Origin of the sequence: Nocardia barduliensis (assembly GCF_013315795.1) — a bacterium.
GTDB lineage: Bacteria > Actinomycetota > Actinomycetes > Mycobacteriales > Mycobacteriaceae > Nocardia > Nocardia barduliensis.
In genome coordinates this window covers 1-442 of sequence record NZ_JABLTE010000297.1, presented here as the reverse complement: position 1 = coordinate 442, position 442 = coordinate 1, and the positions used below count along the sequence as shown (strand labels likewise).

General features: G+C 65.6%; 1 protein-coding gene. It reads left to right on the top strand.

Going from position 1 to position 442, the window contains the following annotated elements:
- The coding region (locus HOV91_RS41355) for a site-specific integrase (RefSeq protein ID WP_498072335.1) at positions 1-442 on the top strand (442 nt) is incomplete at both ends.

The window sequence follows — 442 nt, the reverse complement described above, 5'->3', positions numbered from 1 at the left end:
GCGCGCTACCTGGCCGACCACGCGCAGACGCTTGCCATCAACACGCTGCGTCAGCGCCTTGCTGCGATCGGGCAGTGGCACGTTTCACAGGGTTTCCCCGACCCGACCCGGGCGCCACACGTGCGGAAGGTGCTCAAGGGCATCCAGGCACTGCACCCTGCCCAGGAGCGGCGCGCCAAACCGCTGCAACTCATGCAACTGGAGCGATTGGTCGCGTGGCTCGATGCCCAGATCGCCACAGCTACGGTGGCAAATGCGGGCCGTCAACTCCAGGTCCACACCCGTAACAAGGCGCTGGTGCTGATCGGCTTCTGGCGGGGTTTCCGATCGGACGAACTGAGCCGGCTGCAGATCGAGCACATCACCGTCGAACCTGGGCGCGGCATGACCATCTTCCTGCCGCGCACCAAGACAGACCACGTTGGTACGACGCACCGGGCAC